The following is a 5,208-nucleotide window of genomic DNA, read 5'->3' as shown; positions in this document are numbered from 1 at the left end:
GTTGTTAGAACTTTTATACTTTTTCCTGACTCCGAACGCTTGGGCCAATTTGGGCCAAAGTAATTCGTCGTTCTTTATATGTTCTTGTGTTTCAATGTATTTTATTTCCGTATAAACCAACGCTAGAAAGACGATTTTTGAAAATCTCCAGGCCCGCAGTCGAGTTTTATGGGTTTTGTAAACCTCCTGAATGGCGCATACGGCATGTTCCGCAACCCAACCTCACACGACCTGTATCCACTGGCCAATGACGCAGCAGGACGCGGAGGACTTTATGTCTATGGTATCCCTTTTCCACCGCCGGCGCGACCGCGCCAACATGCCACCGAGGGCCTGATGCAACAGCGAGATTGGCACCATATTACTGACCTGACCCGCCGGACCATATTCGATGCCCTGAGACTGAGTAAGCATTTTTGGGCAGGCAAATTGGACGATGTCGATTTCCTGTCACGGATCTTTGACCTCACCAGCCTGCCGTCAAACGATAGCCGCCATAAGGATATGGCCGGTGATATAGCCCGCCACCGCATAATGAACCCCACTGATTGGGCTGATGACTGGGTCTTCTCTGACCCTCGCCTTGGCCTGCTGCACGTACCGGACGAGGTGTTCCTGAAATTTCTTTGTGAAATGGTCCATCCCATTGTGCGAGACGACTCAGAGGTCGACGATCTGGTGGCCACCTTTAACCGGTATCTGGCGCCAGACGGGTACAGGCTGGTCGTGGTGGACGCCATGTCGGGCCGGCGGGTGTTCGGCGCTGAACTGGCTTTGGTCGGCGCTGATGGGGCGTTGGATGATGCACGGTTGATTGCTCAGGCCCTGTCGTCGAGCCATATGGCGGCTCAGATAACCCGGATGCGAGCGAACATCATCCAGGACGCGCCGCTGGCGATTGGAAGCGCCAAAGAGTTCGTGGAGTCCCTATGCAAAGGCATTCTTGATGCTCGTCTGGCGACCCGGACAGGTAAAGAAGACTTTCCCGCTCTGGTGTCCATGACACGTGACGCACTTGGTTTGAAGGTCAACCCAAAGAGCGATGCCACCCTGAAATCGATGCTCGGCGCCTTGGGTACCATGACCAATTCCATCGCCGAACTCCGCGGCCAGATGGGCACTGGCCATGGAGGAGTGCCCGACACTGGTGCGCCACCGGCTGGCGTTGCCAGGCTGGCTGTAAATTCAGCTTTGGCTTTGGCGGTCTTCTTCTGGGAAACCCATCAGGCGACGATCGGCCAAACGCCATGATGAACTGGCGCAAATGGCGGACAATCTCCGTACTCCTCATTCGCCAGATAAAGTGCATTTGGCAGGTCGATTCGACTGCTGCTCCAGATAAGCGAGGTCAATAGCCGGAGTATCCATGCGTGGCTGCGGTACTGATCTCATTACAATCGGCAACACGACAGCTCCCGCACTGGCAGCCATGACCACCAGCACACCTCCGACCTGGATCAGTGACAGCGCCTGTCCCAAAATAATAAAGCCGAACACAGCACCAAAAACAGGCTCCAGGCTCATGATGATGCTGAACGTGCCCATCTCCATCCGGCGCATCGCGGCCATTTCAAGGGCGAAAGGCAAAAGTGGTGAAAGCACAGCTAGGCCCGCCACGGCTGGCAGTTGGCCAAGCCAATCCACCGGTGGCTCCAGGAAACAGGCAGCCGGCAACGCCAATGCAGTGGCGGCGAGCAGGGACAGGCAGAGGCCCTCCTGGGCTGAGAACAACCTTCCGACATGCCGCATCAGCACGATATAGCCGGCCCAGCCGCAGGCCGCCGCCAGGGCAAACAAGATACCGGCCGTGTCCAGAAGCCTACCATGACTGCCATGGGACACGGCGAGGACGCCGAACGCGGCGGTCAAAGGCAAAATCAGCCGAGGCCATCCCCGCAATGCAATAACCGCAACGCCGAGGGGGCCCAGGAAATCAATCGTGATGGCAGGGCCCATCGGGATCAGCCTGGCCGCCGTGAAGAAGCACATGGTCATCATGGCCATCGCCGCGCCCAAGGCGAGCGCGGCAACCCATTGCCGGCTGTCAAAACGCCGAAAATTCGGCCGGACCCAGGCCAAACAGAACAATGCGGCAAATCCCAGACGCAATGCCGAGATACCGAACGAACCGTGTGCCACCATAAGCGGCACGGCAAAAGCGATTCCGAGCTGTGAGCTGATCATGGAGCCCATTGCAAGCCCCGGTCCGGTCAAAGGGCTGGATGCCGTCGAAGAGTTCTCTGCCGTGCTGTGTTCCATGGGGCGTCGCATATCATAATCGCGTCTCTAAAAGATCTGGCCATCTTTGACGGTCTGCCATAAGATAAATTTATGGCCGTTGACCTCGACACAGGGTTATTGCGAAATTTTCTTGTCTGTACACGACTTGGCAGCATCAGCCGGGCCGCGGGAGCCCTTGGCCGCACACAACCTGCGTTGAGCCAGCAGCTGCGTCGGCTGGAAGACCTCGTTGGCGACATGCTGCTGGAACGTAATTCTGGCGGCGTGACGCTGACGGCGGCCGGAGCCGCGCTTGTGCCCTATGCCGAGCGAATCCTCGCACTTTCCGGTGAAGCGCTGGCCGGCGTGCCGCGGTCCAAACTTTCAGGGAGGTGCAGCGTCGGTGTGTTGGAGGATTTTACCGGCACCGCCTTGCCCTCGGTGTTTGCCGATTTTGCCCGTATGCACCCGGACACAACACTGGAACTGCTTTCTTTGGTCAGCGTGGACACGCAGGAAGCCTTGGATGCAGGCCGAATTCAGCTCGCCTTATGCGATGCTGCCTTTCTGCGCCGCCCGCTGCGTTGGAGCCGTCTAATGCCGCTGCTGTGGGCCGCCGCCGAGGGTTTCGACACCTCGATCGACCCGGTTCCGTTGGTCGTGTTTTCTGAACCCTGCTCATGGCGCGGCCTGATGCAGGCAGCATTGAGTTCGGCGGGTCGGCGTTGGCGGGTCGCCTTTGAAAGCGGCAGCCTCACCGCCGTGCAGGCGGCCGTCCGCGCCGGGCTTGGCGTTACGGCCTTGCTGCCGACATCGATGGCGGGGCTCGTCAGCTCGCCAATAGCGAACGTTTTACCCCATCTGCCGGATATCGCGATTGGTTTGTCCCGTCGCCCGGAAAGTGAGGGCAACAAGCTGGTCGATGCCGTGGAAGAGATGGTGAAACAGCTGGTGTGGCCGGATAAGTAAAGTCCGACTTGACCACTTGTAGTGCCAACGCGCGCCGACTCACAGGACGACAAAATCATACCTGTCGGCTCGGTATTCGAAGGCGAGCCAGCCAGCAGGGCGGCTTCGGCCGGGTACGCTGGGCCCAATGATATTATGGTCAGGGGTATCATCCTAACCCCGGACCGCTTCGCAGACTGGCTTGCCAGGAGCGGCTTGTCGGCCTGACAATCATAGGGCGATCCAGTCCGTTCGGATCGTGTCCCGCCGCGTGGTGTAGCAGCGGTCTCCTGAGCAGCCTTGGCTGCGTTATCAGGCTGCCATTTCTGGCAAGCTGACGGTGGTAGTATCGCTCATTGGCGCGATTGTTTCCAGTGTCATGTATCTGGCGCGCTGGGTCGCCCACTCGTCATTTTGCTCCAGCAGCAGGGCACCGATGAGCCTGACCACGGCGCCTTCGTTGGGGAAGATGCCGACGACATCGGCACGGCGTTTGATTTCGCCGTTGAGACGTTCGAGCGGATTGGTGGAATGGATTTTCGCCCTGTGCTGGCTGGGGAAGTCCATATAGGCGAGGACGTCGGCTTCGGCCTCGTCGAGCAGGCCGGCGAGTTTTGGCAGGCGTGGGCGCATCTGGTCGGCGACGGCGCGCCATTGTTTGTGGGCTGCTGCGGCATCGTCCTGGGCAAAGGCGGTGCCAACCCAGGCGGAGACCACACGCTTCTGGGTTTTGCCGGCATAGGCCAGCGCGTTGCGCATGAAGTGGACGCGGCATCTTTGCCAAGTTGCGCTTAGCACTTTTGAAATCGCCGCCTTCAACCCTTCATGCGCGTCCGAGATCACGAGCTTCACGCCCCGCAGGCCGCGCCTAGCCAGGCTGCGCAGGAAGTCCACCCAGAACGGCTCGGCCTCGCTATGGCCGGTGGTCATCCCCAGCACCTCCCGCCTGCCGTCGCTGTTGACGCCGACGGCAACGATGATGGCGGCCGAGACGATGCGGTGGTCACGCCGGACTTTGATGTAGGTGGCGTCGAGCCAGACATAGGGCCAATCACCCTCGATGGGACGGGTCAAGAAGGCGTCCACGCGCTCGTCGATCTCGCCGCAAAGCCGGGAGACCTGGCTCTTGCTGACGCCTTCCATGCCCATGGCCTTGACCAGGTCATCGACCGAACGGGTTGATATGCCTTGGATATAGGCTTCCTGGATCACGGCGGTAAGCGCCTTCTCGGCCATCCGGCGCGGCTCCAGAAAGGCCGGGAAGTAGCTGCCGCGGCGCAGTTTGGGGATGCGCAGCTCGACCGTCCCGGCCCGCGTCTCCCAGTCCCGGTCGCGATAACCATTGCGCTGGTTGAGGCGGTCAGGTGCACGCTCGCCAGGGGCGGCATTGCAGATCGCCGCCGTCTCCAGCTGCATTAGCCGTTCAGCGGCAAAGCCGATCATCTCGCGTAGAAAACTGGCGTCAGAGGACTTCTCTAAAAGAGTGGAAAGCGCAATCTTGTCATCGGTCATCGTGGTGGTTCCTTGGATTAGCGTTGAGAGTCGCAACCCAATTCTACCCAAAAATCGCCCCGGTGACCGCCAATCGGCCCGCCTCCGCCAGACTCGTGGCGGTCGCTACGGCAGGCCGATTACCGGCCACCTACACCACCAGCGGGGACACGACCTCCGTTCGCCTCCAGCGATGCTCTAGGGATGAAGGGGCAACATGGGCTAGAATGTCGATCATGCATCCGCCAGGAGTAACCGCATGTACACCAAAGCCGACGGCCCACGATTTTGCGCCATAATAGAGATGACTGAAGCCGGCCGTCAGGTCATCTGCATGATCCGTCCAGCTGCCGATAGGGGGTTCATCGCTGCCCCAGAAATCGTTCATGAGTCGCCGCCGGGGCTGGCATCTGATGCGGCAGCCAGGTCAATTGCAGAGCACTTGGCCAGAGCTAAAGGCTATGAACCCGAAGAGATCGAGTGGGAATAACGCCATTGTCCTACTCACGGATGGTGACCCCCATGCCTCCTTGACCCCCAGATGACCCC

The 5,208-nt window shown here is 59.6% G+C and carries 5 protein-coding genes; 3 read left to right on the top strand and 2 right to left on the bottom strand.

All coding sequences use genetic code 11. The features are described 5' to 3' along the window. Nucleotides 1–204 precede the first annotated feature (204 nt). Nucleotides 205–1,251, top strand: a complete 1,047-nt coding sequence (locus tag HKL97_RS07615) for an abortive infection family protein (protein WP_291424009.1) — start codon at nt 205–207, stop codon at nt 1,249–1,251. A gap of 36 nt (nt 1,252–1,287) precedes the next feature. On the opposite strand, the gene HKL97_RS07610 is transcribed toward HKL97_RS07615, so the two are convergent. Beyond that, nucleotides 1,288–2,259, bottom strand: coding sequence for a DMT family transporter (locus HKL97_RS07610; protein ID WP_291424007.1), 972 nt, complete (start codon nt 2,257–2,259; stop codon nt 1,288–1,290). Nucleotides 2,260–2,331: 72 nt separating this feature from the next. On the opposite strand from HKL97_RS07610, the gene HKL97_RS07605 reads away from it, so the two are divergent. Next, the gene (locus tag HKL97_RS07605; RefSeq protein ID WP_291424005.1) at nt 2,332–3,189 is read left to right on the top strand and encodes a LysR substrate-binding domain-containing protein; all 858 of its coding nucleotides are present in this window, start codon (nt 2,332–2,334) and stop codon (nt 3,187–3,189) included. A 291-nt stretch (nt 3,190–3,480) separates the two neighbouring features. On the opposite strand, the gene HKL97_RS07600 is transcribed toward HKL97_RS07605, so the two are convergent. Beyond that, entirely contained in the window at nt 3,481–4,680 is a 1,200-nt protein-coding gene (locus HKL97_RS07600; RefSeq protein WP_291424003.1) for an IS256 family transposase, read from the bottom strand. A 238-nt stretch (nt 4,681–4,918) separates the two neighbouring features. On the opposite strand from HKL97_RS07600, the gene HKL97_RS07595 reads away from it, so the two are divergent. Beyond that, nucleotides 4,919–5,149, top strand: coding sequence for a hypothetical protein (locus HKL97_RS07595; protein WP_291424001.1), 231 nt, complete (start codon nt 4,919–4,921; stop codon nt 5,147–5,149). Nucleotides 5,150–5,208: the final 59 nt, after the last annotated feature.

The organism is Acidocella sp. (assembly GCF_013044125.1).
Classification (GTDB): Bacteria; Pseudomonadota; Alphaproteobacteria; order Acetobacterales; family Acetobacteraceae; genus Acidocella.
This window is presented reverse-complemented; position numbering and strand designations above follow the sequence as displayed.